The organism is Cupriavidus sp. MEYA8 (genome assembly GCF_059278825.1).
The window spans coordinates 1,702,730-1,729,218 of the sequence record NZ_CM181222.1 but is presented as its reverse complement, the minus strand read 5'-3'; the positions used below and the strand labels follow the sequence as shown (position 1 = coordinate 1,729,218).

The following is a 26,489-nucleotide window of genomic DNA, read 5'->3' as shown; positions in this document are numbered from 1 at the left end:
CAACCATGCGTCAGATCGATGTCCACCAGCTGGCCGACGAGGCCCGCTTCAACCGCTTCCATGCGCAAATCCTGTTCTGGTGCGCGCTCATCATCATCTTCGACGGCTATGACCTGGCCGTCGCCGGCATCGCGCTGCCGTCGATCATGAAGGAGATGGGCGTCACCGCGACCAGCGCTGGCTTCATGGTCAGTTCCGCGCTGTTCGGCATGATGTTCGGCGCGATCTTCCTCGGTACCATTGCCGACCGTATCGGCCGCCGGCGCGCCATCGCCATCTGCATCGGGCTGTTCAGCGTGTTCACCGCGGCCGCGGGCCTTGCCAGCGATCCGGTCGCGTTCAGCGTCACGCGCTTCCTGGCGGGGCTGGGTATCGGCGGCGTGATGCCCAACGTGGTGGCGCAGATGACCGAGTACTCGCCGCGCAAGCTGCGCGGCACGCTGGTGACGCTGATGTTCAGCGGCTATTCGGTCGGCGGCATGCTGGCCGCGCTGCTGGGCAAGGGGCTGATCGAAAGCTATGGCTGGCAGTCGGTGTTCCTGGCCGCGGGGCTGCCGGTGCTGCTGGTTCCGCTGGTGCTGCGCGCGCTGCCGGAGTCGATGCCCTACCTGATCCGCACCAGGCAGACCGCCACGCTGCAGGGCGTGGTAGCACGGCTGGTGCCATCGCACCGCCCGCAGGCCGGCGACGTCTTCACGCTGCCCGCCGACGACAAGTCAGGCAGCGCGCCGATCCGCCGCCTGTTCCAGGACGGCCGCGGCTTCAGCACGGCCATGTTCTGGGTGGCGTTCTTCATGTGCCTGTTCATGGTGTATGCGCTCAGCTCGTGGCTGACCAAGCTGATGGCCGCCGCCGGCTACAGCCTGGGCTCCGCGCTGACCTTCGTGCTGGTGCTGAACTTCGGAGCGATGATCGGCGCCGTGGGCGGCGGCTGGCTGGCCGACCGCCTGCCGATCAAGCATGTGCTGATCGGCATGTACGCGCTGGCAGCGATCTCGATCACGCTGCTGGGCTACCCGATGCCGACCGCCGCGCTGTTCGTGGTGGTGGGACTGGCCGGTGCCTCGACCATCGGCACGCAGATCGTCACCTATGCCTATGCCGGCCAGTTCTACCCCATGGCGGTGCGCGGCACGGGCATCGGCTGGGCCTCGGGCGTGGGCCGCAGCGGCGCGATCCTGGCGCCGATCGTGATCGGCGTGCTGGTGGGGATGTCGCTGCCGCTGCAGCAGAACTTCATGGCGATCGCGATCCCGGCGGTGATCGCGGTGCTGGCGGTGTCGCTGATCGACCACCGCCGGTCGGCCTCGGCGCAGGGCGAGGTCGATCGGGAGCCAGTGGGGGGCGCGGTGAAGCAGGCTTGAGTGTTATCTCGCCCGTCGGCACATCCACGGGCATACCCACGGCCTGCCCTCTCCCCCCTGCCCCTCTCCCCTGCCCTCTCCCGCAAGCGGGAGGGGAGCAAACCGGCAGTCCTGCAGGCAATGCGGATTATTTCCCGCCCTTCACCGTCGTATATGCCGTGATCAGGTTGCGGTAATCGGGGATATGGTTCGAGAACAGCGTGCCCAGTCCCTCGATATCGTTGCGCCAGTCGCGGTGCAGCTCGCAGGCCACGCCGAACCACGTCATCAGCTGCGCGCCGGCCTCCGACATGCGGCGCCACGCGGAATCGCGCGTGATTTCGTTGAAGGTGCCGGAGGCATCGGTCACGACAAAGACGTCGAAGCCTTCCTCGATCGCCGAGAGCGCCGGGAATGCCACGCACACCTCCGTGACCACGCCCGCGATCAGCAGCTGCTTCTTGCCGGTGGCGCGCACCGCCGCGACAAAGTCTTCGTTGTCCCAGGCATTGATCTGGCCCGGCCGCGGGATGAACGGCGCGTCGGGGAACATCTGCTTCAGCTCGGGCACCAGCGGACCGTTGGGGCCGTCTTCGAAGCTGGTGGTCAGGATGGTCGGCAGCTTGAAATACTTGGCCAGGTCGGCCAATGCCAGCACGTTGTTCTTGAATTTGTCGGGTTCGATATCCCGGACCAGCGACAGCAGGCCGGCCTGGTGGTCGACCATCAGGACAGCTGCCTGGCTCTTGTCCAGGCGCTTGTAGGTCTTGCTCATGGCGTGCTCCTGTGAAAACGGGCACGGCCGGAGGATTTCTCACCGGCCGCTTCCGTGGGTAAAAGCCTTGCCTGTGCGAACAATGTCAGCGTTGGGAGTCCAGCACCTCGTGCTTCTTCTCGACGTCCTGCGCCTTCATGTAGCTCTCGATCAGCAACTGGTAGGCGGGGAAGATCTTAGTATAGACCTCGGCCCATTGCTGCGCGTCCGGGCGGTTCCAGCTCTGCCGCAACTCGGAGGCGACCGCGGCGGTATCCATCGGCACCACGCCGGCCTGGACGATGCGCGCCAGCGTGATTTCCTGCGCCATCTTGGAATAGGTGCCGGAGGCATCGACCACGGCGAACACCCTGTAGCCGTCGGCGACCGCGCTGATCGACGGGAACGCCATGCAAACGCTGGTGATGGTGCCGGCGATGATCAGCGTCTTCTTGCCGGTTTCCTTCACCGCGGCAACGAAGTCGGGGTTGTCCCACGCGTTGATCTCGCCCTTGCGCGCGACATACCGGGCATGCGGGGCGTTCTCGTGGATCTCGGGAATCAGCGGGCCGTTGGGGCCTTGCGGCACCGAGGCCGTGGTGATGACGGGCAGCTTGCACAGCGTTGCCATCCTGGCCAGCGCGGCGGCGCGCAGGCGCAGCTCGGGCATCGGCATGTCGCCCACGGTCTGGAACAGGCCGCTCTGGTGGTCGATCAGCAGCATGGCCGTATCGGCGGGATCGATTGCGGGGCGCTTGCCATTGAAATTGGCGGGGGTGGTCATCTCGCTTTCTCCTTGCACAGTGGACTGGGATACGGTGGCCGTGGCGCCGACGCCGTGGAACCGACCGTGTGGCAAGAGCATAGGTCTTGGCAGATTGCCCCGGTAGGCTTGAAAATCCGCCCTCAGCGTCCTACTGGCAGGACGACAGGAGCCGCCGTTGCATCCGGACCTCAACGACCTGTATTACTTTGCGCAGGTAGTCGACCACCAGGGCTTTGCTCCGGCGGGGCGCGAGCTAGGGATCCCCAAGTCCAAGCTGAGCCGGCGCGTGGCCATGCTGGAAGAGCGGCTGGGCGTGCGCCTGATCCAGCGCTCCACGCGCCGCTTTTCCGTGACCGAACTGGGGCAGACCTACTACGCGCATTGCAAGGCGATGCTGGTCGAGGCGGAGGCCGCCGAGAGTGTGATCGAGCGCACTCGCGCCGAACCCAGCGGCCTGGTGCGCATGACTTGCCCGGTGGCGCTGCTGCATACCCGCGTGGGCGAAATGATTGCGGATTTCATGGCCGCCAACCCTAAGGTCACGGTGCACCTGGAGGCCACCAACCGCCGCGTGGACGTGGTCGCCGAAGGCGTGGACCTGGCTATCCGCGTGCGCGTGCCGCCGCTGGACGACGGCGACCTGGTCATGCGGGTGCTGGCCGAGCGTGCCTGGTGCATCCTCGCCAGCCCCAGGCTGGTGGAGGGCCGGCCCCCGCTGCTGACGCCGGCCGACCTGAACCCGCTGTCGACGCTGGACCTGGGTCCGCCGCGCCCCACGCATGTGTGGGCGCTGCACGGCCCCGACGGCGCCAGCGCCGAACTGCACCACAAGCCCCGGCTGGTCACCGACGACATGATCATGCTGCGCACCGCCGCGGTGGCCGGCGCCGGGCTGGTGCAACTGCCGGTGATGATGGTCAGCGACGAACTGCGCGAGGGCCGCCTGGTCCGGGTGCTGCCCGGCTGGTCGATCAAGGGCGGCGTGATCCACGCGGTGTTCCCGTCGCGGCGGGGACTGCTTCCCTCAGTGCGCGAGCTGATCGATTTCCTGTCGCAGCGGTTCGCGCAGATCAGCGAAACCTGAGCGTCTGGCAGGGCGCGCGCCACGTGCGCTGTCCGGCATGCGGGAACGGCCCGCGCCAGAAGTGGTATCATTCGGTTTCGTTCGCACGGATCGGCAACGCCCGACGCCAGTGCGCCCGCCGCAGGACCATCCCACAAAAAGTACATCGGCGGTGGCCGGGCCCGATCCCGGCATTCCCAGGGCGGCAACGCCCCTCACCCTATCCGACCGGCGGCACGCCCGCTCCGCAACCGGTGCGCCCCTCGCAGCGCACCGGTTGCGCAGGCATGGTCCACTCCCGCCAGACTCCCTGCCTGCGCCGCGCGCGGGCCCCGACGCTGGCCTACAGCAACGGCGAACGGTCGCCAATCCTGCGCCGCCTGCATCGGACCGATGCACCGCGCCGCGCGCGGCCGCGCCTCTTGAACGGACAACACATTGAAGCCACACAACCACCACCACAACCAACGCCTCGACAACCGACTCAGCCAGGACCCGTACACCGTTTCGGTTTATCCGATCCAGCAGGAACCCGGCCTCTGGTTCGCGACCTACATGATTGCCGAATACCGCAACGGCGCCGAGCGCATCGTCGCCAACGTGGCCATGCGCCACGACACGCACCGCACCGAAGCCCGTGCGTGCCTGGCCGCGCGGCGTGCCGGGGAACGCGCCGCGGCGCGGCTGCGCCTGCGGTAACCACCGATCTTCCGGCCTACGGGCCGTCACAACGGCGTGCGCCATCCCGGCGCCGCTCTCGCAAGGAGCCTCTTTGGCAAAAGAAGAACTGGTGGAATTTGGCGGCAAGGTATCCGAGGTGCTGCCGGACAATCGCTTCCGCGTCGTGCTGGAAAACGGGTTCGAGGTCTGGGCCTATTCGTCCGGCCGCCTGAAGAAGAACCGCATCCGCGTGCTGGCCGGCGACCGCGTCACGCTGGAAATGTCGCCGTACGACCTGACCAAGGGACGCATCAACTATCGACACAAGTCGTAGGCCGCGTTTTCCGCCATGGCATGTGCCGCACCGGCGCATGCCACCCCAACACGTCATTTCATCGCATAGGAGAACCGACCATGTCGACCATCGAAGAATGGGAAGCCCTGCACCTGACGCCGGAAGGCTGGCAGGCAGGCACCTACCGGCACTCACCGTGGCAGGAGGTACAGATCGCGCCGCCGGCCGCCGGCGTACTGACGGTCAGGCGCCACGTGACCGCGACCTATTGCGGCCCGTCGCGCGCGGTGGAAGACCGCACGCCCGAAATCGCCGACATGGCGCTGATCGAAGCGCTGCTGGAGCGCCACGGCGCCCCGGTGTTCAAGATCTGACAGGAATCGCGCCGTGTTGCCGCGTGCCGGCACGAGCGGCCTGAGCGCCCCTGAGCGTCGCCTCAGCCCACTACGCGCACATGCGGCCGTCCGGCCCGGACGCCGCTGCCGACCGGCCTCAGTTCGCCGTCCCACGGCGCAGCGCCGAGGTCCAGCACATAGTCGCCTTCCCGCGCCTTGTCATGCAGCTGGTCGCGTACCACCTGGCCGATGGCCAGCCGGCACAGCGCTTCGCCGCTGGCGCCAAGCTGGTCCGGCAATGCATCGGCTTCGGCCAGCACGGCGAATGCGCGCCGCCCGACCCCGACAAAGCTGGTGAAAAGCACACCGGTGGGCCGCTGCGCATCGATGAAGCAGACCGCAACGTGGTAGGTGATGCCCTTGCCCTCGCCGGGCAACGTGCACAGAAAACCGGATGATCCCGAACGTATGTCCATGTACGAATTCCCTGCTGGCTGACGGATGCTGCCGCGCACGCTGGCGCCGGCGGCATCGTGCCGCGTTGATGCGGAGGAGTATTCTTATTGCGCCATGACCAGCGACACCCCAGGCACCGTGCCGTTGATGATGTCCTCGGCATAGCGCAGTGCACCGCGGCGCGCGCCGCCCACGTTGTCCCAGGGGGCGGCATCCAGGCGGAACGTGCGTGCCTGCGCGCTTTCAGGCGATTCGCCGGCGAGGCAGATAACCACCGCGGCATCGAAGGAGCGGTCGGGCCTGGGCTCCGGCCACACCCGCGCGACGGCATGCTTGTACACCAGGGGATAGACGTCGTATCCCTTGTAAGTCGCAGCTGGATAAACATCCATGTCGGCCTCCGGCGGTTGGTGGTGTTCCCCTCACTCTACGCCTGTTGCAACGTCAAGAGTGGCTTTATTTCATGCCGGTACAAGATAGCGCCACACAAAACAAAAAAGCTCCGCGCTGGCGGAGCTTCTTGACTGAACCGGCGCCGAGGCGCTCAGTGCAATGGCAGTCGTTCAGACTCAGATCGGCTCGATCTTGGTCGCGGCCGGGCCCTTCTGGCCAACGCCGGCGACGTAGCGAACCTTCTGGCCTTCTTGCAGCGACTTGAAACCGCTGCCCTGGATTTCGGAGAAGTGCGCGAACAGGTCGTTGCCGCCTGCTTCAGGCGTAATGAAGCCAAAACCCTTCGAATCGTTGAACCACTTAACGGTACCGGTTTCCATGCTGGATTCCTCAAAAAGTATTTCCTGCCTGGCAAAAGCGCCGGCAAGGCATGACGATCAAGGAAGTAACTTGGAGAGAAAGTGGCGCCGTGTGGGCAAGCACCTGGACTTCGAGATTGCTGCTTGAAAGACCTGCATCCACCCTTATACAGGTGCCGCTACCCAGGGTCAATGCACTTCGGCAGATCGGCAGGAAATTGCGGCAATAAGCGCCGCATGCGCTGGCTGCGGGCCGCGCTGTCCGTGCATGCTACAGTGCCGCATCAAACGGACAAGAACGGATGACACTCTGCACTGCCTGCCAGGCCATCGAACGCCACCGCCGCGGCGCCCCCGGGCACGCCGCGCTGCGCATTACCGATACCCAACGTATCAAGCCGCCCGGGTCAGCCGCGATCACCATCAGCACCTTTGTGTGCCAGGACTGCGGCGCGCGCTGGACTTACCGCGACCAGAAAAAGGGCACGGAACAAGGCTGGGAAGTACAACAGGACACTTAGCCCGGAAAAGAAAAAACCCCGGGGACCTCGTCCCCGGGGTTGCGGCGCTGCTCCGGCCCGTCATGCGGGCCGGCATCCATCAGGCCGTGACCGACGCCAGCGCGGCGTTCAGCGTCTGGCTCGGGCGCATCGCTGCGCTGAGCTTGGCTGCGTCCGGCTGGTAGTAGCCGCCGATGTCGACCGGCTTGCCTTGCACCGCGGCCAGCTCGGCCACGATGTTCTGCTCGTTGTCGGTCAGCGTCTTGGCCAGCGGCGCGAACTTGGCGGCCAGGTCCGCGTCGTCCGACTGGGCGGCCAGTTCCTGGGCCCAGTACATCGCCAGGTAGAACTGGCTGCCGCGGTTGTCCAGCTGGCCGGTCTTGGGCGACGGGCTCTTGTTGTTGTCGAGCAGCTTGCCGGTGGCGGCATCCAGCGTCTTGGCCAGGATCTTGGCGCGGGCATTGCCGGTCTTGATGCCGACGTCTTCCAGCGACACCGCCAGCGCCAGGAACTCGCCCAGCGAATCCCAGCGCAGGTGGTTCTCTTCCACCAGCTGCTTGACGTGCTTCGGAGCCGAGCCGCCGGCGCCGGTTTCATACATGCCGCCGCCGGCCATCAGCGGAACGATCGACAGCATCTTGGCGCTGGTGCCCAGTTCCATGATCGGGAACAGGTCGGTCAGGTAGTCGCGCAGGATGTTGCCGGTCACCGAGATGGTGTCCAGGCCGCGGATCACGCGCTCCAGCGTGTAGCGCATGGCGCGCACCTGCGACATGATCTGGATGTCCAGGCCGTTGGTGTCGTAGTCCTTCAGGTAGGCCTCGACCTTCTTGATCAGCTCGGCCTCGTGCGGACGGTACGGGTCCAGCCAGAACACGGCCGGCATGCCCGAGTTGCGCGCGCGCGTGACGGCCAGCTTGACCCAGTCGCGGATCGGCGCGTCCTTGACCTGGCACATGCGCCAGATGTCGCCCTGCTCGACGTTCTGCGTCAGCAGCACTTCATTGGTGGCCAGGTCGACGATATTGGCAACGCCGTCTTCGGTGATCTCGAAGGTCTTGTCGTGCGAGCCGTATTCCTCGGCCTTCTGCGCCATCAGGCCGACGTTCGGCACCGTGCCCATGGTGGTCGGGTCGAAGTTGCCGTTGGTCTTGCAGAAGTTGATGATCTCCTGATAGATCCTGGCAAAGGTGCTTTCCGGGATCACGGCCTTGGTGTCCTTCGGACGGCCGTCGGCACCCCACATCTTGCCGCCGATGCGGATCATGGCCGGCATCGAGGCATCGACGATCACGTCGTTCGGTGCGTGCAGGTTCGAGATGCCCTTGGCCGAATCCACCATCGCCAGTTCCGGGCGATGCTCGTGGCAGGCGTGCAGGTCGCGGATGATCTCTTCGCGCTTGGAGCTGGGCAGCGACTCGATCTTCTCGTACAGGTTGACCAGGCCGTTGTTGACGTTCACGCCCAGTTCGTCGAACAGCGCGCCGTGCTTGGCGAAGGCTTCCTTGTAGAAGATCTTGACGGCGTGGCCGAACACGATCGGGTGCGACACCTTCATCATGGTCGCCTTGACGTGCAGCGACAGCATCACGCCGGTCTTGCGCGCGTCTTCGAACTGCTCTTCATAGAAGGCGCACAGGGCCTTCTTGCTCATGAACATGCTGTCGATGATCTCGCCGTCCTGCAGCGAAACCTTGGGCTTGAGCACGATGGTCTTGCCGCTCTTGGTGATCAGCTCCATCTTGACGTCGCGGGCCTTGTCCAGCGTCAGCGACTTTTCGCCATGGTAGAAGTCGCCGTGCTTCATGTGGGCCACGTGCGTGCGCGAGGCCATGCTCCACTCGCCCATGCTGTGCGGGTGCTTGCGCGCGTAGTTCTTGACCGCGGCCGGGGCGCGGCGGTCGGAGTTGCCTTCGCGCAGGACCGGGTTCACGGCCGAGCCCAGGCACTTGGAATAGCGCTTCTGGATGGCCTTCTCTTCGTCGGTCTTCGGGTCTTCCGGATAGTCCGGCACCTTGTAGCCCTTGCCCTGCAGCTCGCGGATGGCGCTGACCAGCTGGTGCACCGAGGCGCTGATGTTGGGCAGCTTGATGATGTTGGTGTCCGGCTGCTGCGTCAGCTTGCCCAGCTCGGCCAGGTTGTCCGGCACGCGCTGTGCTTCGGTCAGGAATTCGGGGAACTCGCCCAGGATACGGGCGGCCACCGAGATGTCGCTGGTGGTGACGTTGATGCCGGCCGGCTTGGTGAAGGTCTGGATAATCGGGAGGAACGCACTGGTCGCCAGCAGCGGAGCTTCGTCGGTCAGCGTGTAGATGATGGTGGGTTGCTGGGTACTCATTGCTTCTCTCAGATCCTCTATCGGTGGGTGGGACTTCTGCCTGCCGGGTCACGGCCAGGGCGACAAACTAGGCGAAAGATGGAATTTTGCCTCAGTTTGCTTTCAGTAGTCTGAAAACCAGCGCATTTTGCGCGGCAATCGGGCAGAAAATCAGGCCGGCGCCGGTCCGGTGGCGCCTGGTTTCGCCCGTTGCACCCGAACGGTGCCAGCCCGGCGCCCGAATTGACATTTCGGGACAAGCTGGGGTCAGGCCACCGATGCCCCAGGTGCGCCCGACGGATCACAGAGTTGTCAAACTTGGCGCCGACAATGTCGTCTTTTGTCCTCTCAACGCCAAGGAACCGATCATGTCCCGACCTTTGCCTGCCCTGCCGCTGGCCCGGCTCGCCGTGGCCGCAGCGCTGCTGGGCGCCCTGCCGGCGTGGGCCGATGCGCCCGAAGCCTTCCCCGCCACGCTCGCCGGCCATGCGGTGCTGCCCGCGCAAACCCTGCTGGCGGCGCCCAAGGACGCCCCGGCGGATTTGCAGGTCAGCGGCAAGTTCACCACCGCGCAGCGCACCGAGGCGCTGGGCTCGATCGAAGGCAAGTCCAGCGGCCGGCCGACCGGCGTCTCGCTGCCGTTCCGCGGCCAGCCGGCCCAGGGGCACTCCGGCATCAAGCGCATGGCCGACGGCAGCTTCTGGCTGCTGACCGACAACGGCGCGGGCGCCAAGGCCAACTCGCCTGACTTCATGCTGTACCTGAACCAGTACAAGGTGGATTTCGGCACCGGCCAGTTCCGGCGGCTGAAGACGATCTTCCTGCACGATCCGGACAAGAAGGTGCCATTCCGCATCGTCCACGAGGGCACGAAGCAGCGCTACCTGACCGGCTCGGACTTCGACACCGAGAGCTTCCAGTTCGCGGGCGGCGCCATCTGGATCGGCGACGAGTTCGGTCCGTTCCTGATCAAGGCCGACATGAGCGGCAAGGTGCTGGCGGTGTTCGAAACCATGGCCGGCGGCAAGCTGGTGCGCTCGCCCGACCATCCGGCGGTGACCACGCCCGGCGCGCCGGACGCCGGCATCAAGTTCCAGGTAAAGCGCTCGAAGGGCTTCGAGGGCATGGCATCGTCGCCCGACGGCAGCAAGCTGTATGCGCTGCTGGAAGGCGCCCTGTGGAACGAGGACGCCAGGGCCTATGAGAGCGAGGGCGGCAAGCCGTACCTGCGCGTGCTGGAATTCGACGTGAAGCAGCAGGCCTGGACCGGCCGCCACTGGAAGTACGTGCTGGAAGGCGCCAGCCACGCCATCGGTGACTTCAACATGATCGACGCCAGCCACGGCCTGATCATCGAGCGCGACAACGGCGAGGGCACGCCGGACAAGGCCTGCCCGGCCGGGCAGAAGCGGCCGGATTGCTTCGACGATGTGGCGAAGTTCAAGCGGGTCTACAAGGTCGAGCTGACCGACGCCAATGCCGGCGGACCGGTGCGCAAGGTCGGCTACATCGACATGCTGCGCATTGCCGATCCGCGCAAGCTGGCGCGCAAGCCGCTGACCGATGGCGTGCTGGCGTTCCCGTTCTTTACCATCGAGAACGTCGAGTTGGTCGATGCCACGCATATCGTGGTCGGCAACGACAACAACCTGCCCTTCAGCAGCAGCCGCGAACCGAATCGCGCGGATGACAATGAGCTGGTGTTGCTGGAGGTGGGGGAGTTTTTGAAGGCGCGGTAAGGCCAGCGCCGGGGGGGAGTGCTCCCCTCTCCCCCGCCCCCCTCCCAGGGGGAGAGGGGGGAAAACCAGCGGATCACCGTCAGGCCACCAGCCTGAACGTCGCCACCGCCTCCTTCAACCGCTGCGCCTGTTCCTCCAGCGAACCCGCCGCCGCAGCCGCCTCTTCCACCAGCGCCGCGTTCTGCTGCGTCACCGTGTCCATCTGCGTCACGGCCTGGTTCACCTGCTCGATCCCCGAACTCTGCTCGGCCGACGCCGCGCTGATCTCGCCCATGATGTCGGTCACGCGCTTGACCGCCGCGACGATCTCTTCCATGGTCTGGCCCGACTGCGTCACCAGCATGGAGCCCTTCTCGACGCGATCCACCGAATCCCCGATCAGCGCCTTGATCTCCTTGGCCGCGGTCGCGCTGCGCTGCGCCAGGCTGCGCACTTCGCCCGCCACCACGGCAAAGCCGCGGCCCTGCTCCCCGGCACGCGCCGCTTCCACCGCCGCGTTCAGCGCCAGGATATTGGTCTGGAAGGCAATGCCTTCGATCACGGCGATGATGTCGACCACCTTCTTCGACGCGCCGTTGATCTCTTCCATGGTCTCGGCCACCTTGCCCGCGACTGCGCCGCCCTTCTCGGCGATATCCGAGGCATTGACCGCCAGCGTGCTCGCCTGGCGCGCATTGTCCGCGTTCTGGCGCACAATGCTGGTCAGTTCTTCCATGCTGGCCGCGGTCTGCTGCAGCGACGAAGCCTGCTCCTCGGTGCGCTGCGACAGGTCGGTGTTGCCGGCCGCGATCTGGCTGGTGCCCGACACGATCGACTCGGTGCCCGCGCGCACCTGGCGCACGATGCGCAGGATATTGGCGTTCATGTCGGCCAATGCCTGCAGCAACTGGCCGGTCTCGTCGCGGCTGTCGACGTCGATGCGGCTGGTGAGGTCGCCGGAAGCCACGGTGCGGGCCACCGCCACGGCGCGGTGCAGCGGGCGCGTGATGCCGCTGGTCAGCCACACCGAGAATGCGATGCCGATCGCCAGCACCACCACGCCCAGCCCGATCAGGCTGTTGCGCGCGTTGACGTAGATATCGTTGATCTCGCGCGCGGTGGCGTCGATGCTGGTGCGCTGGATGTCGAGCAGCTTCTGGATCTCGGCCAGGTAGGCGTCGCCGGCGGGGACGAATTCCTTCTCCAGCACCTGGTTGGCCTCTTCGGTCAGGCCTTCCTGCTTGAGTTTGGTGATCTTGTCGCGGCCGTTGTTATACGGGTCGCGCACGCTCAGGATCTTCTGGAACGCTGCCTTTTCCTGCTCGGAGCTGAGCATCGGCTGCAGCTTGTCGCGCAGCTGCGCGATGCCTTCGATCGACGCCTTGGTCTCGGCGGCAAAGAACTGGCCCAGCGAAGGGTCGGCGCTGCGCGCCACCGCGGTGGTGCGGCGCACGCTGGTGTGCATGAGCCGGTACCAGTCGCTGACCAGCCGCTCCTTGGTCAGCGGCTGCTGCATCATCGCGTGGGTGCGCTCTGCCACCTGCTGCAGGCGCATCATGCCGAATACCGTCATGAGCGCCGACAGCAGCAATACCACCCCAAAACCGATGCCGAGGCGGACCCCGATTCCTAGATTCTTCATGTCTTCTACCTGATTAGGACTGGTTACGGCGAAGTGCCGGCGCCCGGTGGGCGCTGCGTTCTCCGCTCTTGTCGTCCGCGGGCGGGCCCGACGGGCCGGCGCAGGCGCGGGCTATGGATGGCAACGGCATGGGGGACCGAAACTTTAGGGTCTTCCTCGATTGACGGCTAGAAGTGTGCGGATTCCGGCTATAGTGGAGTGAAATCCGGCGCAGGGCCGTCCCGCGGCCCGCTCCACCCCTGCTCACACTTCCCCCACCAGGAGATCCAGCATGGCCACGCCTCCCAATCCTTTTGCCGATTTCACCAAGCTGATGGAACAGTTCCGCGTGCCGGGCCTCGACATGAACGCCGTGATCGAGGCGCGCCGCAAGGATATCGAGGCCCTGACCGAGGCCAACAAGCTGGCCTACGAGGGCATGCAGGCCGTGATGCAAAAGCAGCAGGAAATCTTCATGCAGACCATGCAGCAACTGCAGGCCGCGGCGCAGCAGTACGGCACCACGGGCAATCCGGCCGAGGCCATGGCCAAGCATGGCGAGCTGGTGCAGCAGGCGCTGCAGCGGGCGTTCGAAAACATGCGCGAGCTGGCCGAGACCGCGCAGAAGGCGCAGGCCGAGGCGCTGACCGTGATCGGCAAGCGCGCCGAGCAGAACGTCAAGGAGGCCGGCGCACTGTTCCAGCAGCCCGGGAAAAAGGGCTAGCGGCCGGCCCTGGTATCGGACGGCCCACTATCCCAGAGCCTGGCTCCGGTGGGCCTCCGTCGTGCCGACGGCCGGCATTGCACCGGCCGCGTCCGGGTCAGATCGTCAGATCACCCCTTGCGCCAGCATGGCATCCGCCACCTTGACGAAGCCGGCAATGTTCGCCCCTTCCACGTAGTTGATATACCCACCCGCCTTCTGCCCGTGGTGGATGCAGTTCTGGTGGATGTCCTTCATGATCGCGTGCAGCTTCTCGTCGACCTCGGCGTGGTGCCACGACAGGCGCATCGCGTTCTGCGACATCTCCAGGCCGGAGGTCGCCACGCCGCCGGCGTTGCTGGCCTTGCCCGGCGCGTAGAGGATCTTCGCGTCGACGAAGCGGTCCACCGCTTCCAGCGTCGACGGCATGTTGGCGCCTTCGGCCACGCAGATCACGCCGTTGCCGAGCAGGGTTTCGGCATCGTTGCCGTCGAGCTCGTTCTGCGTTGCGCACGGCAGCGCGACGTCGGCGGGCACGTGCCACGGGGTGCGGCCGGCTTCGAAGCGCATGCCGTGGCGGTCGGCAAAGTCGAGCAGGCGGCCGCGTTCTTCGTTCTTGAAGGCCATGACTTCGGCCAGCTGCGCCGTGGTCATGCCTTGCGGGTAGTGCAGCACACCGCCGGAGTCTGACAGGGTCAGCACCTTGGCGCCCAGCTCGATCGCCTTCTCGGCAGCGTATTGCGCCACGTTGCCCGAGCCGGAGATCAGCACGCGCAGGCCGTCGAACTCGCGGCCGCGGCGGTGCAGCATCTCCTGGGCGAAGTAGACAGTGCCGTAGCCGGTCGCTTCCGGGCGCATCAGGCTGCCGCCGTAGGCCAGGCCCTTGCCGGTAAAGACGCAGGCGGACTGGTTCGACAGCTTCTTCATCATGCCGGCCATGAAGCCGACTTCACGCGCGCCCACGCCGATGTCGCCGGCCGGGATATCGGTGTCGGGGCCGAGGTGGCGGTACAGCTCGGTCACCAGCGCCTGGCAGAAGCGCATCACTTCGCCGTCGGACTTGCCCTTGGGATCGAAGTCCGAGCCGCCCTTGCCGCCGCCCATGGGCAGCGTGGTGAGCGCGTTCTTGAAGGTCTGCTCGAAGCCCAGGAACTTCAGCACCGACAGGTTCACGGTCGGGTGGAAGCGCATGCCGCCCTTGTACGGGCCGATCGCCGAGCTGTGCTGGACGCGGAAGGCGCGGTTGACCTGCACCTGGTTGCGGTCATCGGTCCAGGCCACGCGGAACTGGATCACGCGCTCGGGCTCGACCAGGCGCTCGAGCAGGGCCTGGTCGGCGTAGCGCGGATTGCGCTCGACGAACGGCCAGAGCGTCATCATCACTTCCTTCACGGCCTGGAGGAATTCAGGTTGATTGGGGTCGCGGCGGGCGACCCCCGCCAGGAATGCGTCGAGGGAAGGAACGTTCACGATGTCTCTGCTGTGCTGGTGCTGTGTCTGGTCTGACGGCCCTGCCGGCTGGTGCCGGTCTCTGGAGCCGTTTGGCGTTGCGCCGGGGGGAAGGTGGGTGGCCTCCAATTGTCCAGACATTGACGGCATGCCGTGCCTGTCTGGCAACCCGAAACTGTAGCACCAGCATGGGGCATGTGGCAGTCAAAACACCTGTGACTGCCACGTGAAGGCTACATTTTGGTGCGAACAGCGGGGCTTTTCGTTCGATCAGCGCACAGATGCGATCGAAAAACGACTTGCCGCGCGGCTAGGCAATTAGCAGCTTGGCGCCGCGCTCCTTCAGCGCCGCCCCGATTTCCGGCTCGGGCGCCATGTCCGTGATCAGCCAGGCAGCCAGGTCGAAGTGCTTGATCGTCACGCCGGTGTTGCGGCCGAACTTGGTGTAGTCGGCTACCACGCATGGGGTGTCGGCAGCCATCAGCATGCGGCTGCGCAGTTCGGCCGCGGCGCGCGAGAAGTCGCAGATCTCGCCGCGGGGCGTGACGCCGCCGATGCCGATAAAGGCAAAGTCGGTGTGGTAGCGCGACAGCTGCTCGATGGTGTCCCAGCCGTGGGTCGCGTCTTCATTGTCCTGCAGCTCGCCACCAAGCACGATCACGCGGTTGCCGTTGCGCCGGCCCAGCAGCTGGGCGATGGCAAGGTCGTTGGTGTAGACCAGCAGGTTGTGGTGGCCGTGCAGCGCCTGCGCCACCGCATGGGTGGTGGTGCCATAGTCCAGGATCAGCGATGCACCGTCGCGCACCAGTTCCGCGGCGCGCACGCCGATGGCGCGCTTGCCTTCGGCATTGACCGCGGCGCGGGCCTGGGTGTCGGGCTCGGTGCGGTCCGAGGCCAGCGCGCCGCCGTGGGTCAGCACCAGCAGGCCGCGGCCGGCGAGCGTGTTCAGGTCGCGCCGGATGGTCTCGCGCGAGACGTCGAGCTCGGCCACCAGCTCGCTGATGGCCAGGGCGCCGGTGGCGGAGAGCTGGTCGAGGATGTATTTCTGCCGTTGTTCGGCGAGCACGGGGACTCCGGGAGCGTGTTTAGCTGAGCGGTGATTCTAGCGCGGGTGTGATTGGCATAGTGGCAGCCAACTACCGCGGACCTGCTCGCTCTCCCGCTTGCGTGAGAGCGAGCAGGTCCGCGGTCGAATCAACGCGCTTGATACTTCACGCCCACGGCAACGTCACCGTCTTTAAATTGGTAAAGCTCTTGGCCGCTTCCTGCACGCCTTCCTTGTAGCCCAGCCCCGAATCCTTGATGCCGCCGAAAGGCGTTAGCTCGATGCGGTAGCCCGGCACTTCCCACAGGTTCACCGTGCCGACATGCAGCGAGTTGGCGATCTTCGTGAACGCCTCGATATCGTTGGTGCAGACCCCCGACGACAGGCCGAACGCCGTGCCGTTGGAAATCCGGATCGCATCATTGATATCGCGGAAGGTGATGATGGGCGATACCGGCCCGAAGGTCTCCTCGCGCACCACCGTCATCGCCGGGTCGACGCGGTCGATCACCGTCGGCGCGTAGCTGGCGCCGATGCGCTGGTTGCCGGCCAGCAACCGCGCGCCCTGCGCCACCGCCTCGTTGACGCGCGCCTCGAACAGCATGGCGGCCTCTTCGTCGATCACCGTGCCCATGTCGACGCCACGGTCCATCGGGTTGCCATACGTCCACGCGCGGGTCTTCTCCACCACCATTTCGGTGAAGCGCGCCGCGACCGCCTGGTGCACCAGCATGCGCTTGACCGCGGTGCAGCGCTGGCCCGAGTTCTTGTACGAGCCCTGCACCGCGAGGTCGGAGGCGCGCTCGAGGTCGGCGTCGGCCAGCACGATCAGCGGATCGTTGCCGCCCAGCTCCAGCACCACGCGCTTGTAGCCGGCCTTGCTGGCGATGTACTTGCCGATGGCCACGCCGCCGGTGAAGGTGACGAGGTCGACGGCCGGATGGGTGATCAGCTCATCGGCGATCTCGCGCGGGTCGCCGGTGACCACCTGCAGCATCTGCGGCGGCAGCCCGGCCTCGTACAGCAGGTCGGCAAGGTAGTACGCCGACAGCGGCACCTTTTCCGACGGCTTCAGCACCATGCGGTTGTTGGTCGCAATCGACGGCGCCACCTTGTGCGCCACCTGGTTCATCGGGTGGTTGAACGGCGTGATGGCGCAGATCACGCCGAGCAGCGGCTCGCGCTGGGTCAGCACGCGGCGCTTCTTGCCGTGCGGGGTCAGGTCGCAGGAGAACAGCTGGCCGTCGTCGCGCAGCGCCTCGGTGGCGGCGAAGCCGAGCACGTCGGCCACGCGGCCGATCTCGTACAGCGAGTCCTTCTTGGACAGGCCGGACTCCAGCGTGATCAGGTCCGACGCTTCCTCGGTGCGCTCGCGCAGCAGCGCGGCGGCGCGGTTCAGGATGGCGGCGCGCTCGTAGCGGGTCAGCTTGGAACGGTACGCCTGCGCCACGCCGAAGGCGCGGCGCACGTCGTCGAGCGTGGCCTTGGGCACGGTGCCCACCAGCGTGCCGTCATACGGGTTGCGCACCTCGATCACGCGCTCGCGCACGATCTTCTGGCCATCGATGCGCAGCGCCTCCGCGCGGAAGTGCGGGCTGACGGTGCCTGCAGGGAAATGGGGGGCATTCATGGGATTTCTCCGGTCAGTACGGGAGCAACGGCCCGCTGCGGGCCGCGGTGCAGCTCTCAGTGCAGGTCTCAGTGCAGGTGATTGAGCGCCACGTCGAAGATGTCGAAATTGCGCATCACGGTCTTGCCCGGGATGCCGGCCGTCGGACGGTTGAACACCAGCGGCACGGTCTGCTCCGAGACGCCGCCGTGCGAGCGCAGCGGCGCATCGAGCCCGGACAGGTCGTGGCGGCTGCGGCTGGTGCCCAGCACCACGTGCTTGTCGCTAGTCACCACCAGGTCGCCCACGCGGTCGGACGGCAACTCGAAGCGCGCGCAGGCTTCGGTGTTGTCGAGCACGCTTTCCACGCCCGGCAGGTCGGACAGCCGGGCCTTGAGCGCGTCGCGGTCGGCGCCTTCGGGCAGGTAGACGGTGGCGTACGAGCCGAGCGCGCCGTGGTGGACCACATAGGGATCCGTGATCGGCAGGATCACGCGCGCCCCGCCCTCGTCAACGCCGCGGCCAAGCCATGCATCCAGATGGTCCTGCAGGTAGATCACGTTGGGCGCCTTGGTGGCATCGTCGTGCTTGGCGTTCATGCCGTGGTCGGCCGTCAGCGCCACCACGCAGCCGAGTTCATCCAGGCGCGCGAGGTACTTGTCCATCATCGCGTAGAAGGCGTTGGCGCCGTCCGAGCCGGGTGCGAACTTGTGCTGGATGTAGTCGGTGGTGGACAGGTACATCAGGTCGGGGCGGCGCGTTTCCATCAGCCGCACGCCGGCGGCAAAGACAAACTCGGACAGCTCGGCGCTGTAGACATCGGGCACCGGCATGCCGACCAGTTCCAGCACGCCGTCGATGCCGTTCTCCGCCACCGTGGCCTGGTCGGCCTTCTCGGACGAAAAGCAGATGCCGCGCATGCCGTGGCCGAGCAGGCGGCGCAGCTTGTCCTTGGCGGTCACCACCGCGACGCTGGCGCCGGCGCCGGCAAACGCGGCCAGGATGGTGCCCGCGCGCAGGTACTTGGGGTCGTTCATCATCACTTCCTCGCCGCGGCCGTCATTGGCGCTGCGGTCGAAGAAATAGTTGCCGCAGATGCCGTGCACCGCGGGCGGCGCGCCGGTGACGATGGAAAGGTTGTTCGGGTTGGTGAAGGTGGGCACCACGCAAGCGCCGCGGAACGACGAGCCGCTGGCGAGCAGTTGCTTGACGTAAGGCGCGCTGCCGCTGGCGGCTGCGGCCTCAAGGTAGTCGAACTCGCAGCCGTCGACGCAGACCACCACGACGGGCTGCTGCATCCAGCGGTAGCAGCGCTGGTTGACGGTAATGGTGCGGGCGGGAACGTTGGTATCGGGCATGGTGGCGGTCCGGTGTGCGAGTGTTTGGGAATCGATGGTTGTGGTCGTCAGTCGGCCGCACCGGTGCCGGCGGTACCGGCGGTATCGGGATCGACAGCGGCATGCATGCGCGCGCGTCCGCGCTCGACGTGCTCGCGCATCAGCCGCGCCGCCAGCTCGCCGTCGCGCGCGGCGATGGCCGAGACGATGGCGCGGTGCTCGCGGGTGGAATCGGGCATGGCCGCGTTGCTGCCCGACAGCGCCTCGCGCCGGAACAGCGTCAGCTCCTTGACCAGGCGCCGGTAGGTGTCGAGCAGCTTGCCGTTGCCGGCCAGCTCGACCATGCGGTCGTGGAAGGCAAAGTTCAGGCGCGCGTATTCGTCCAGGTCGCGGGCAGCGCTGGCGGCGCCCAGCGCCTCGACCAGCGCGCGCAGTTCGCGCAAGCCTTCCGCCGTGATGCGGGCCGCCAGTTGCCGGCCGACGAATTCATCGAGCACCGCGCGAAGTTCATAGATCTCGTCGGCTTCCCGCACCGAGATGGCACGCACGAACACGCCGCGGTTCTTTTCGGTGCGCAGCAGGCCGGCCTGCTCCAGCGCGCGGAACGCTTCACGCACCGGGCCGCGCGAAACGTTGAGCTGGCCCGCGACTTCGACCTCGTTGAGCTTGGCTCCCGGCGGCAGTTCGCCGGACATGATCCGCAGCTCCAGTTCGCGCTGGACCAGCGTGGTCAGCGACTGGCTCTGCAGGATGGTGATTTCGCTCGCCAGCGGGACTTGGCGTGACATGAAAAACTCCCGTTTGTGACGGATTCAGCAATATCGAAAATCCTTGTTGCGATTAAAGCAAGCGGTTTGTATATTGTCAACAATCAAGACATCGGTGGCACCAACAGGGTGACGCAAAAGCTGGAAATAGCCGGGCACATGTCTTGCGAGTGTTGTAGAACAAGGGTTTCAAGGTGATACATGGCTGTGAAACGCCGCGCCACACGTTGCAACATATTCACCAAAATGACACATATCTCCACCTACAATGCCGGAAAACGGAGGCCTCGTGAAACTGTCCATCAAGTCCGCCCTGCACACCGCCGCCGCCCTGCTCGCACTGGGCGCCGCCAGCACCGCGCTGGCGCAGAAAACCACCCTGACCGTCTACACCGCGTGGGAAATCGAAACGCTGAAGCCATACGCCGAAGGCTTCGCCAAGGTCGCGCCCGACATCGAGCTGAAGTACGTGCGCGACTCCACCGGCGTCATCACTGCCAAGGCACTCGCTGAAAAGGCCAATCCGCAAGCGGACGTGATCGCCGGCCTGGCCGCATCCAGCCTGGAGCTGCTCAAGCAGGAAGGCATGCTGATGCCCTACGCCCCCAAGGGCTTCGAAAAACTGACGCGCCATTACAGCGACCAGGCCACGCCGCCGTCGTGGGTGGGCCTCGATGTGTGGGGCGCGACGGTCTGCTTCAACACGATCGAAGCCAGGAAGCGCAACCTGCCCCGCCCGGAAAGCTGGAAGGACCTGGCCAAGCCGGTCTACAAGGGCGCCATCGTGATGCCCAGCCCGGCGTCGTCCGGCACCGGCTTCCTCGACGTGACCGCATGGCTGCAGCTGTTCGGCGAGCAGGAGGGATGGAAGTACATGGACGCGCTGCACGAGAACATCGCCCAGTACACGCACAGCGGCTCCAAGCCGTGCAAGCAGGCGGGCGCGGGCGAGTTCCCGATCGGCATCTCGTTCGAGCTGCGCGCGCACAAGACGCTGGCCTCGGGCGCGCCGATCGAGATGATCTTCCCGAAGGAAGGGCTGGGCTATGACATCGAGGCCGCCGGCATCGTCAAGGGGACCAAGAAGCAGGAGGCCGCGCAGCGCTACCTGGACTGGCTGGCGAGCAAGGAAGCGGCGCAGCTGTTCGCCAGGGACTGGGCCATCGTGACCTACCCGGGTGTGGCCCGGAAGGTCGAGACCATCCCTGCGAACTACGAGCAGATGCTGGTCAAGAATGATTTCAGCTACATCGCCAAGAACCGCGAGCGCGTGCTGAACGAATGGCAGAAGCGGTACGCCGGCAAGTCGGAAAAGCAGTAATCCGGGAACGCCTGGGCCCGGCGCGCGAGCGCCGGACTACTGCCACGACAACATCGCCGAGGATCCCACGCCATGCATTCCCCAACCTCCACGGCTGAGACCTATCTCAGCCTGAAAGGCATCCACAAGCGCTTCGGCAGCGGCGCCAGCCCTTTTGTCGCGCTGCATCACATCGACCTGGACGTGCGCCAGGGCGAGCTGCTGTGCTTCCTCGGCCCGTCCGGCTGCGGCAAGACCACGCTGCTGCGCATCATCGCCGGACTGGAATCGCAGAACGCCGGCACCATCCACCAGGGCGGGCGCGACATCTCCACGCTGCCGCCGATGGAGCGCGACTACGGCATCGTGTTCCAGTCGTATGCGCTGTTTCCCAACCTGACCGTGGCGGACAACGTCGCCTACGGCCTGGTCAACCGGCGCATGCCGCGCGACCAGCGCCGCGCGCGCGTCGATGAACTGCTGACGCTGGTGAGCCTGCCCGACCGCGGCAGCCAGTACCCCGCGCAGCTCTCCGGCGGCCAGCAGCAGCGCGTGGCGATCGCGCGTGCGCTCGCCACCTCGCCCGGCCTGCTGCTGCTGGACGAACCCCTGTCCGCGCTCGACGCACGCGTGCGCGTGCGGCTGCGCAGCGAGATCCGCGCGCTGCAGCAGCGCCTGAACATCACCACCATCCTGGTCACGCACGACCAGGAAGAGGCGCTGTCGATGGCGGACCGCATCGTGGTCATGAACCAGGGCGTGATCGAGCAGGTCGGCACGCCGGCGCAGGTCTACCAGCGACCGGCCACGCCCTTTGCGGCGGACTTCGTCGGCAAGACCAACATGCTGGGCGCGCGCGTGGGCAGCGACGGCGCGCTGCATCTTGGCGGCGTGCGCATGCACTGCCACGCACCGGCCGGCTGCGGCGCGGAGGAAGCGGTGCAGGTGTTCTTCCGGCCGGAAGACGTCTGCGTACGCGGCGTCGAGCAGCACGGGCCCAATGTGCTGGAGGCCACCGTAGACAAGATCGAGTTCCTGGGCGCGTTCTCGCGCCTGACGCTGCGACTGCCCGATGCCGCGTCGGGCACGCTGTGCGCCGACCTCTCGCTGAATGACCTGCACGAACTGCGCCCGAATACCGGCGACCGCCTGCGCCTGGCCATCCCCGCCGACCGCCTTCGTATCTTCCGCCACGCATGCGCCTGAGCCTCTCGACGGCGCCGGCCACTGCGCCGGCTACCGATACCGCCCCGGGCGCCGTGCCGGCCGGGATTTCCAGTCCCGGCACGAGGCCTTCCCTGCCGGCGCCACCCGCGTTCGTTGCCACCTCGGTGCGTGCGCACTGGAGCGACCGGCTCGCGCACCTGCTGCTGGCACTGGCCGCAGTCGCCCTGCTCTGCTTCGTGCTGGCTCCGATCGCGATGATCCTGGCCAAGAGCGTGCAGAACCGCGACGGCTCGCTGGCGGGGATCGCACATTTCCGCGCCTACTTCGAATCGCCGGCGCTGCTGCGCTCGGTGTGGAACAGCCTGTGGGTCTCGGCGCTGGCCACCTGCATCACCGTGCCGCTGGCCTTTACCTTTGCCTACGCGCTGACGCGCAGCCGCATTGCCTGCAAGGGGCTGCTGCGCAACCTGGCGCTGATCCCGCTGCTGGCACCGTCGCTGCTGGCAGCCATTTCCTTTATCTTCTGGTTCGGCAACCAGGGGTTGCTCAAGCCGTGGATGGGCAGCACGCAGATCTACGGGCCGCTGGGGATCGTCGCCTCGCTGGTGTTCGCCACGTTTCCGCATGCGCTGATGATCCTGGTCACGGCGCTGTCGCTGACCGACGCGCGGCTGTACGAGGCGGCCGACGCGCTGGGCACCTCGACCGTGCGCAAGTTCTTCACCATCACCGTGCCGGGCGCGCGCTATGGCCTGGTCAGCGCGGCGATGGTGGTGTTCACCTATGCGATCTCCGACTTCGGCATCCCCAAGGTGATCGGCGGCAACTTCCATATGCTGGCCACCGATATCTACAAGCTGGTGATCGGCATGCAGGACTTCTCGCAGGGCGCGGTGGTGTCGCTGATGCTGCTGGTACCGGTGGCGGTCACCTACTGCGTCGACGCGCGCGTGCAGAAGCGCCAGATGGCGCTGATGTCGGCCCGCTCGGTGCCCTACGTTCCGCGCCGCAGCCGCCGCTTCGACCTCGCCATGGCATCGTTCTGCTGGCTGACGGCGGCGCTGATGGTGGCGGTGATGGGCATGGCGATCTATGCGTCCTTCGTCAAGCTGTGGCCGTACAACTTCTCGCTGTCGCTGAACCACTACCGCGTCGGGCTGGTCGAGGGCGGCGTGGTCGATTCCTACCTGAACAGCGTGCGCATGGCCGCGCTGGCCGCGGTGATCGGCCCGGTGTTTATCTTCGCCACCGCCTACCTGCTGGAGAAGACGCGCGGGCTGGACTGGCTGCGCGGCTTCGTGCGGCTGATGGCGGTGCTGCCGATGGGCGTGCCGGGACTGGTGCTGGGGCTGGGCTACATCTTCTTCTTCGTGCCGCAGGCCAACCCGCTGCATGGCCTGTACCAGACGCTGGGCATCCTGGTGCTGGTGACGATCGTGCACTACTACGCGTCGTGCCACCTGACCGCGGTGACCGCGCTCAAGCAGCTCGACAGCGAGTTCGAGGCCGTGTCCGCATCGCTGAAGGTGCCCTTCTACAAGACCTTCTTCAAAGTCACTGTGCCGGCCTGCCTGCCCGCCATCCTGGAGATCTCGCGCTACCTGTTCATCAACGCCATGACCACGGTGTCGGCGGTGGTGTTCCTCTACGGCGCCGACACCAAGCTGGCCTCGGTCGAGATCGTCAACCTGGACGAGTCCGGCGACATCGGCCCGGCGGCGGCCATGGCCACGCTGGTGGTGGTGACCTCCGCGCTGGCCTGCCTGCTCTATTACCTGCTGCAACGCGTGCTCGACCGCAAGACCCAGGCATGGCGCCAGGGCCAGGCAAGCGACTGAACTCTTCCAATACGCAATTTCTCCTTCCCCAATCTCCTTCACAACGAGGAGTTCCCAATGATCCGCGGCAACGACCCGATCCTTCTGACCCCCGGCCCACTCACCACCTCGCTCGCGACCAAGCAGGCCATGCTGCGCGACTGGGGATCGTGGGATGCCAGCTTCAACAGCATCACGCGCAGCCTGTGCGATGACCTCGTGCGCATCGTCCACGGCGAAGGCACCCATGTGTGCGTGCCGATGCAGGGCAGCGGCACCTTTTCCGTGGAAGCCGCCATTGCCAACGTGGTGCCCCGCGACGGCAAGGTACTGGTGCCGCAGAACGGGGCGTACTGCCAGCGCATCCTGAAGATCTGCAAGGTGCTGGGCCGCGCCGGCGTGGAACTGCCGCTCCCCGAAGACCAGCCGGCCACGGCCGCGCTGATCGAGCAGGCGCTCGCACGCGACCCGTCGATCACGCACGTGGCGCAGGTGCATTGCGAGACCGGCGCCGGCGTGCTGAACCCGCTGCCGGAGATTGCAGCGCTGTGCCAGCGGCTTGGCAAGGGACTGATCGTCGATGCGATGAGTTCGTTCGGCGCGATCGAGATCGACGCGCGCACCATGCCGTTCGATGCGCTGGTGGCTGCCACCGGCAAGTGCATCGAGGGCGTGCCGGGCATGGGGTTCGTGCTGGTGCGCAAGGATGTGCTGGAAGCCAGCCAGGGCAACAGCCATTCGCTGGCGCTCGATCTGTACGACCAGTACGTCTACATGCAGAAGACCACGCAGTGGCGCTTCACGCCGCCCACGCACGTGGTGGCGGCGTTCCGCGCGGCGCTGGACCAGTTCCTGGAAGAAGGCGGGCAGCCAGTGCGCGGGGCGCGCTATCGCAAGAATTGCGATGCGTTGATCCGAGGCATGGGCGAGCTCGGCTTCCGGCCGTTCCTGCCTGCGGCGGTGCAGGCGCCGATCATCGTCACCTTCCATGCGCCGGCGGATGCGCGCTATGACTTCAAGACGTTCTATGGCAAGGTGCGCGAGCGCGGGTACATCCTGTATCCGGGCAAGCTGACGCAGGTGGAGACGTTCCGGGTTGGCTGCATTGGCGCGATCGACGACAACGAAATGCGCAATGTGGTGACGGCGGTTGGCGAGGTGCTGCGAGAAATGGGGATTGACATGCAGGCACCGCTGGCGCAGGCGGCATGATCGGTTTTACCTCCCAACGCTAGCAGCAGGCTCCCCTCTCCCGGCCCCTCTCCCGCGCGCGGGAGAGGGGCCGGGAGAGGGGAGCAAACCCCGGGTCCAGACACACTTCCGATGCCCCTCCCCACCGACTTCCACGGCGTCGCCTTTGCCGCCGTGATGCTGTCCGCGCTGATGCACGCGTCCTGGAACGCCATCGTCAAGATCGGCGGCGACCGCCTGTCGTCGATGGCGCTGATCGACACCTTCTGCCTGCTGGTGGCGATTCCCTTCCTGTTCCTCGTACCCATGCCAGCGCCGCAGGCCTGGCCCTTCCTGCTGGCCACGGTGGCGCTGGAAGTGGTCTACAAGCTGGCGCTGGTGGCCGCCTACAACCGTGGCGACTTCAGCCAGGCCTATCCGCTGATGCGCGGCTCGGCGCCGATGATGGTGGCGGTCCTGTTGTTGCTGACCGGCACCGAGCGGCTCGGCCCCGGCGGCTATGCCGGCATCGCCCTGATTTGCTGCGGCCTGGTCAGCCTGGTGCGCTGGCGCCGGCAGTCGCCGGACCTGCTCGGCTTTGCGCTGCTGGCCGGCGCGTGCCTGGCCGGTGGGACCGTGATCGACGGCACGGCGGTCAAGCGCTACGGCGAAGTCTTCACCTACATCGTCTGGCTGCAGGCGATGTCGCACATCTTCATGCCCGCCTACGCGCTGAACCGGCGCGGCAGCGCACTACTGACGCTGCTGCGCGCGGAATGGAAGCGCGCCTGGATCGGCGGCATCAACCGCGTGGGCTCGTACGCGCTGATGCTGTGGGCGATGACGCTGGCGCCGGTGACCAAGCTGGCGGCGCTGCGTGAATCGAGCGTGATCTTTGCCGCGCTACTGGGTCATTTCCTGCTGCGCGAACCGTTCGATCGCCGGCGGCTGATCGCGACCGGGCTGGTGCTGGCCGGCATCCTGACGCTGCAGCTGGCACGCTAGACGCCACACGCGGGCGGGGTGGGCGCCCCGCGCCGCGCCCGGGCCATTCGCACCCCACCCCGCCTTCGGCGCAACCCGCTGTTTTTCCACGAAAGCCGCCGCGTCCGCCGGGTCCGCGGCGCCCCACCCCCGCTCCCGCCTCCCCCCCCTCCTCCCCCGCCGTGCCGCCGGTTGCAAGGCCTGGCCGGCCTGGCCCGCTTGTTGCACATTGGGTTGGCCAACCCGCCCCACCCGCGACAGCCACGATATGGTCGACAGCTCGGTCTCAGGCCTTGACCCCAGTGCAGCCGCCGTGGCGCTGCAGGTGGTCCGGTATGTGCGCCGCAATCCGCGGGCCGCCGATACCTGCAACGGCATTGCCCGCTGGTGGCTGCCGGCCGGCGCGCAGGCCGACCCTGCGGTGGTACTGCGGGCGCTGGAGGCGCTTGTGCGAGACGGGATGCTGCAGGCGAGGCGCTTGCCCTCGGGAGACTTCCTCTACAGCGCCGCCGCCGCTTTCGGCAACGGCAACGACAGCGCGCCGCGCAACGGGAACTGAGC

The 26,489-nt window shown here is 66.5% G+C and carries 26 protein-coding genes; 14 read left to right on the top strand and 12 right to left on the bottom strand.

Translation table 11 applies throughout. The features are described 5' to 3' along the window. Positions 1–5 precede the first annotated feature (5 nt). On the top strand, positions 6–1,364 hold the full coding sequence (locus AC5WJ1_RS24995; protein WP_494476640.1) for an MFS transporter: 1,359 nt from the start codon (positions 6–8) through the stop codon (positions 1,362–1,364). A 127-nt stretch (positions 1,365–1,491) separates the two neighbouring features. On the opposite strand, the gene ycaC is transcribed toward AC5WJ1_RS24995, so the two are convergent. Both ycaC and AC5WJ1_RS24985 read right to left on the bottom strand, forming a co-directional pair. Continuing rightward, positions 1,492–2,118, bottom strand: coding sequence for an isochorismate family cysteine hydrolase YcaC (gene ycaC / locus AC5WJ1_RS24990; RefSeq protein ID WP_135702999.1), 627 nt, complete (start codon positions 2,116–2,118; stop codon positions 1,492–1,494). A gap of 85 nt (positions 2,119–2,203) precedes the next feature. Beyond that, entirely contained in the window at positions 2,204–2,881 is a 678-nt protein-coding gene (locus AC5WJ1_RS24985) for an isochorismatase family protein (protein WP_494476639.1), read from the bottom strand. Between the two features lie 157 nt (positions 2,882–3,038). Between AC5WJ1_RS24985 and AC5WJ1_RS24980 the strand changes: the two genes are divergently transcribed. The 4 genes from AC5WJ1_RS24980 (at position 3,039) to AC5WJ1_RS24965 (ending at position 5,255) form a co-directional block, all read left to right on the top strand. Then, on the top strand, positions 3,039–3,947 hold the full coding sequence (locus AC5WJ1_RS24980; protein ID WP_494476638.1) for a LysR family transcriptional regulator: 909 nt from the start codon (positions 3,039–3,041) through the stop codon (positions 3,945–3,947). 417 nt (positions 3,948–4,364) lie between these two features. Then, positions 4,365–4,625: an isochorismatase gene (locus AC5WJ1_RS24975; protein WP_135703002.1), complete on the top strand. Its 261-nt coding sequence runs from the start codon at positions 4,365–4,367 to the stop codon at positions 4,623–4,625. Positions 4,626–4,698: 73 nt separating this feature from the next. After that, a complete protein-coding gene (gene infA, locus AC5WJ1_RS24970; RefSeq protein ID WP_133094266.1) occupies positions 4,699–4,920 on the top strand; it encodes a translation initiation factor IF-1 in 222 nt (73 codons plus the stop codon). Positions 4,921–5,000: 80 nt separating this feature from the next. Next, a complete protein-coding gene (locus AC5WJ1_RS24965; protein ID WP_135703003.1) occupies positions 5,001–5,255 on the top strand; it encodes a translation initiation factor 1 in 255 nt (84 codons plus the stop codon). 62 nt (positions 5,256–5,317) lie between these two features. Here AC5WJ1_RS24965 and AC5WJ1_RS24960 read toward each other — a convergent pair whose 3' ends face one another. The 3 genes from AC5WJ1_RS24960 to AC5WJ1_RS24950 all read right to left on the bottom strand — a co-directional run bounded on the left by AC5WJ1_RS24960 (position 5,318) and on the right by AC5WJ1_RS24950 (position 6,445). Further along, entirely contained in the window at positions 5,318–5,692 is a 375-nt protein-coding gene (locus AC5WJ1_RS24960; RefSeq protein WP_135703004.1) for a hypothetical protein, read from the bottom strand. Positions 5,693–5,776: 84 nt separating this feature from the next. After that, positions 5,777–6,064, bottom strand: a complete 288-nt coding sequence (locus tag AC5WJ1_RS24955) for a hypothetical protein (RefSeq protein ID WP_133094263.1) — start codon at positions 6,062–6,064, stop codon at positions 5,777–5,779. 177 nt (positions 6,065–6,241) lie between these two features. Then, entirely contained in the window at positions 6,242–6,445 is a 204-nt protein-coding gene (locus AC5WJ1_RS24950) for a cold-shock protein (RefSeq protein ID WP_135703005.1), read from the bottom strand. 281 nt (positions 6,446–6,726) lie between these two features. Here AC5WJ1_RS24950 and AC5WJ1_RS24945 point away from each other — a divergent pair, with 281 nt between their 5' ends. Further along, on the top strand, positions 6,727–6,945 hold the full coding sequence (locus AC5WJ1_RS24945; RefSeq protein WP_135703006.1) for a hypothetical protein: 219 nt from the start codon (positions 6,727–6,729) through the stop codon (positions 6,943–6,945). A 79-nt stretch (positions 6,946–7,024) separates the two neighbouring features. Here the strand turns inward: AC5WJ1_RS24945 and AC5WJ1_RS24940 are convergent, their stop codons facing one another. Further along, entirely contained in the window at positions 7,025–9,262 is a 2,238-nt protein-coding gene (locus tag AC5WJ1_RS24940; protein WP_494476637.1) for an NADP-dependent isocitrate dehydrogenase, read from the bottom strand. A 347-nt stretch (positions 9,263–9,609) separates the two neighbouring features. On the opposite strand from AC5WJ1_RS24940, the gene AC5WJ1_RS24935 reads away from it, so the two are divergent. Next, a complete protein-coding gene (locus AC5WJ1_RS24935) occupies positions 9,610–10,980 on the top strand; it encodes an esterase-like activity of phytase family protein (RefSeq protein ID WP_494476636.1) in 1,371 nt (456 codons plus the stop codon). A gap of 79 nt (positions 10,981–11,059) precedes the next feature. Here AC5WJ1_RS24935 and AC5WJ1_RS24930 read toward each other — a convergent pair whose 3' ends face one another. After that, on the bottom strand, positions 11,060–12,601 hold the full coding sequence (locus AC5WJ1_RS24930) for a methyl-accepting chemotaxis protein (protein WP_133094259.1): 1,542 nt from the start codon (positions 12,599–12,601) through the stop codon (positions 11,060–11,062). 271 nt (positions 12,602–12,872) lie between these two features. Between AC5WJ1_RS24930 and AC5WJ1_RS24925 the strand changes: the two genes are divergently transcribed. Beyond that, entirely contained in the window at positions 12,873–13,304 is a 432-nt protein-coding gene (locus AC5WJ1_RS24925; RefSeq protein WP_133094258.1) for a phasin family protein, read from the top strand. A 105-nt stretch (positions 13,305–13,409) separates the two neighbouring features. On the opposite strand, the gene gdhA is transcribed toward AC5WJ1_RS24925, so the two are convergent. From gdhA to AC5WJ1_RS24900, 5 genes are all read right to left on the bottom strand, one after another. Further along, positions 13,410–14,753, bottom strand: coding sequence for an NADP-specific glutamate dehydrogenase (gene gdhA, locus AC5WJ1_RS24920; protein WP_135703009.1), 1,344 nt, complete (start codon positions 14,751–14,753; stop codon positions 13,410–13,412). Between the two features lie 289 nt (positions 14,754–15,042). After that, on the bottom strand, positions 15,043–15,798 hold the full coding sequence (locus AC5WJ1_RS24915) for a DeoR/GlpR family DNA-binding transcription regulator (RefSeq protein ID WP_133094256.1): 756 nt from the start codon (positions 15,796–15,798) through the stop codon (positions 15,043–15,045). A 145-nt stretch (positions 15,799–15,943) separates the two neighbouring features. Then, a complete protein-coding gene (gene phnY, locus AC5WJ1_RS24910; RefSeq protein WP_135703010.1) occupies positions 15,944–17,407 on the bottom strand; it encodes a phosphonoacetaldehyde dehydrogenase in 1,464 nt (487 codons plus the stop codon). A gap of 68 nt (positions 17,408–17,475) precedes the next feature. Then, complete coding sequence (gene phnA, locus AC5WJ1_RS24905) at positions 17,476–18,744, bottom strand: phosphonoacetate hydrolase (protein WP_135703011.1); 1,269 nt, start codon at positions 18,742–18,744, stop codon at positions 17,476–17,478. A 47-nt stretch (positions 18,745–18,791) separates the two neighbouring features. Further along, entirely contained in the window at positions 18,792–19,511 is a 720-nt protein-coding gene (locus AC5WJ1_RS24900) for a phosphonate utilization associated transcriptional regulator (protein WP_135703012.1), read from the bottom strand. 247 nt (positions 19,512–19,758) lie between these two features. On the opposite strand from AC5WJ1_RS24900, the gene AC5WJ1_RS24895 reads away from it, so the two are divergent. The 6 genes from AC5WJ1_RS24895 to AC5WJ1_RS24870 all read left to right on the top strand — a co-directional run bounded on the left by AC5WJ1_RS24895 (position 19,759) and on the right by AC5WJ1_RS24870 (position 26,487). Beyond that, positions 19,759–20,811 carry a putative 2-aminoethylphosphonate ABC transporter substrate-binding protein gene (locus AC5WJ1_RS24895; RefSeq protein WP_431189865.1) on the top strand — a complete coding sequence of 351 codons (1,053 nt, stop codon included), beginning with the start codon at positions 19,759–19,761 and terminating at the stop codon, positions 20,809–20,811. A gap of 72 nt (positions 20,812–20,883) precedes the next feature. Next, positions 20,884–21,996, top strand: a complete 1,113-nt coding sequence (locus AC5WJ1_RS24890; RefSeq protein ID WP_135703014.1) for a putative 2-aminoethylphosphonate ABC transporter ATP-binding protein — start codon at positions 20,884–20,886, stop codon at positions 21,994–21,996. Continuing rightward, complete coding sequence (locus AC5WJ1_RS24885; RefSeq protein ID WP_195426984.1) at positions 21,987–23,795, top strand: putative 2-aminoethylphosphonate ABC transporter permease subunit; 1,809 nt, start codon at positions 21,987–21,989, stop codon at positions 23,793–23,795. Before AC5WJ1_RS24890 ends, AC5WJ1_RS24885 begins: the two co-directional genes overlap by 10 nt. Positions 23,796–23,852: 57 nt before the next feature. Further along, positions 23,853–24,986: a 2-aminoethylphosphonate--pyruvate transaminase gene (locus AC5WJ1_RS24880; RefSeq protein WP_135703016.1), complete on the top strand. Its 1,134-nt coding sequence runs from the start codon at positions 23,853–23,855 to the stop codon at positions 24,984–24,986. 111 nt (positions 24,987–25,097) lie between these two features. Continuing rightward, positions 25,098–25,949: an EamA family transporter gene (locus AC5WJ1_RS24875; RefSeq protein ID WP_135703017.1), complete on the top strand. Its 852-nt coding sequence runs from the start codon at positions 25,098–25,100 to the stop codon at positions 25,947–25,949. A gap of 292 nt (positions 25,950–26,241) precedes the next feature. Continuing rightward, a complete protein-coding gene (locus tag AC5WJ1_RS24870) occupies positions 26,242–26,487 on the top strand; it encodes a hypothetical protein (protein ID WP_135703018.1) in 246 nt (81 codons plus the stop codon). The last annotated feature ends 2 nt before the right edge of the window (positions 26,488–26,489 follow it).

Coding starts and splice junctions, on each gene's coding strand:
- AC5WJ1_RS24995 (WP_494476640.1), top strand. CDS start 6: ATGCGTCAGATCGATGTCCACCAGCTGGCCGACGAGGCCCGCTTCAAC.
- ycaC (WP_135702999.1), bottom strand. CDS start 2,118: ATGAGCAAGACCTACAAGCGCCTGGACAAGAGCCAGGCAGCTGTCCTG.
- AC5WJ1_RS24985 (WP_494476639.1), bottom strand. CDS start 2,881: ATGACCACCCCCGCCAATTTCAATGGCAAGCGCCCCGCAATCGATCCC.
- AC5WJ1_RS24965 (WP_135703003.1), top strand. CDS start 5,001: ATGTCGACCATCGAAGAATGGGAAGCCCTGCACCTGACGCCGGAAGGC.
- AC5WJ1_RS24960 (WP_135703004.1), bottom strand. CDS start 5,692: ATGGACATACGTTCGGGATCATCCGGTTTTCTGTGCACGTTGCCCGGC.
- AC5WJ1_RS24955 (WP_133094263.1), bottom strand. CDS start 6,064: ATGGATGTTTATCCAGCTGCGACTTACAAGGGATACGACGTCTATCCC.
- AC5WJ1_RS24950 (WP_135703005.1), bottom strand. CDS start 6,445: ATGGAAACCGGTACCGTTAAGTGGTTCAACGATTCGAAGGGTTTTGGC.
- AC5WJ1_RS24945 (WP_135703006.1), top strand. CDS start 6,727: ATGACACTCTGCACTGCCTGCCAGGCCATCGAACGCCACCGCCGCGGC.
- AC5WJ1_RS24940 (WP_494476637.1), bottom strand. CDS start 9,262: ATGAGTACCCAGCAACCCACCATCATCTACACGCTGACCGACGAAGCT.
- AC5WJ1_RS24935 (WP_494476636.1), top strand. CDS start 9,610: ATGTCCCGACCTTTGCCTGCCCTGCCGCTGGCCCGGCTCGCCGTGGCC.
- AC5WJ1_RS24930 (WP_133094259.1), bottom strand. CDS start 12,601: ATGAAGAATCTAGGAATCGGGGTCCGCCTCGGCATCGGTTTTGGGGTG.
- AC5WJ1_RS24925 (WP_133094258.1), top strand. CDS start 12,873: ATGGCCACGCCTCCCAATCCTTTTGCCGATTTCACCAAGCTGATGGAA.
- phnY (WP_135703010.1), bottom strand. CDS start 17,407: ATGAATGCCCCCCATTTCCCTGCAGGCACCGTCAGCCCGCACTTCCGC.
- phnA (WP_135703011.1), bottom strand. CDS start 18,744: ATGCCCGATACCAACGTTCCCGCCCGCACCATTACCGTCAACCAGCGC.
- AC5WJ1_RS24900 (WP_135703012.1), bottom strand. CDS start 19,511: ATGTCACGCCAAGTCCCGCTGGCGAGCGAAATCACCATCCTGCAGAGC.
- AC5WJ1_RS24895 (WP_431189865.1), top strand. CDS start 19,759: ATGCCGGAAAACGGAGGCCTCGTGAAACTGTCCATCAAGTCCGCCCTG.
- AC5WJ1_RS24890 (WP_135703014.1), top strand. CDS start 20,884: ATGCATTCCCCAACCTCCACGGCTGAGACCTATCTCAGCCTGAAAGGC.
- AC5WJ1_RS24885 (WP_195426984.1), top strand. CDS start 21,987: ATGCGCCTGAGCCTCTCGACGGCGCCGGCCACTGCGCCGGCTACCGAT.
- AC5WJ1_RS24880 (WP_135703016.1), top strand. CDS start 23,853: ATGATCCGCGGCAACGACCCGATCCTTCTGACCCCCGGCCCACTCACC.
- AC5WJ1_RS24875 (WP_135703017.1), top strand. CDS start 25,098: ATGCCCCTCCCCACCGACTTCCACGGCGTCGCCTTTGCCGCCGTGATG.